Annotated in this window: 1 protein-coding gene and 2 pseudogenes; all 3 read left to right on the plus strand. The window is 49.6% G+C overall.

Annotated features, from left to right (window positions below; translation table 11 throughout):
• Nucleotides 1-159 (plus strand): annotated as a pseudogene (miaA, locus tag QMM04_RS22805) (tRNA (adenosine(37)-N6)-dimethylallyltransferase MiaA); the annotation flags it as partial.
• A 101-nt stretch (nucleotides 160-260) separates the two neighbouring features.
• Entirely contained in the window at nucleotides 261-578 is a 318-nt protein-coding gene (gene hfq, locus QMM04_RS22810; protein WP_167140838.1) for an RNA chaperone Hfq, read from the plus strand.
• Nucleotides 579-658: 80 nt separating this feature from the next.
• Nucleotides 659-891 (plus strand): annotated as a pseudogene (locus QMM04_RS22815) (GTPase HflX); the annotation flags it as partial.

The raw sequence follows: 891 nt of genomic DNA on the forward strand, positions 1-891 counted from the left end.
GACGAAATGGTTTATCGGGGAATTTGCGCCACCCGGCAGCTCGCTAAACGCCAGATGACCTGGTTACGTGGCTGGCCCGACGTCCACTGGTTAGACAGTGACGAGCCAGAATTAGCGCGTAATGCGGTGCTTCAGGTTGTTAGTGCGAAGCAGGGATGATTGTGTACAATTGGTCCGTTATCGTGCGCAAATTTTTACGCAGTTTTTCTGAACCACGGTTCTTAAAGTAACAAACAACAAGCATATAAGGAAAAGATAGAATGGCTAAGGGGCAATCATTACAAGACCCGTTTTTGAACGCTTTGCGTCGTGAACGTGTACCGGTTTCGATCTATTTGGTGAATGGTATTAAGCTGCAAGGACAAATTGAATCCTTTGATCAGTTCGTCATTCTGTTGAAAAACACGGTTAGCCAGATGGTGTACAAACACGCCATCTCTACAGTGGTTCCTTCTCGTCCGGTTTCGCACCATAGCAACAACCCGGGCGGTAGCGGTGGCAGCAGCAATTACCACCATGGCGGAAGCAACCAGGGCGCTCAGTCGCAGCCACAACAAGACGGCGATAACGCAGAATAATTTTGCGCTGCCGTAAAGCCAGGGCTGGGGAGCGATAACGTTTTCCCGTCCTGGTTATTTTATTTTAGCGAGGTTATAGCTTGTTTGACCGTTATGATGCCGGTGAGCAGGCCGTACTGGTACACATCTGGTTCTCCCAAGACAAAGAGCTGGAAGATTTGCAGGAGTTTGAAACTCTTGTCTCTTCTGCGGGCGTCGAAGCGCTGCAAGTGATTACTGGCAGCCGCAAAGCGCCACATCCCAAATATTTTGTCGGTGAAGGAAAGGCAGTTGAAATTGCCGATGCGGTGAAAGCGAGTGGAGCATCGGTCGT

Source organism: Pantoea sp. Pa-EAmG, assembly GCF_030024295.1.
In the GTDB taxonomy this organism is placed as follows: domain Bacteria; phylum Pseudomonadota; class Gammaproteobacteria; order Enterobacterales; family Enterobacteriaceae; genus Pantoea; species Pantoea dispersa.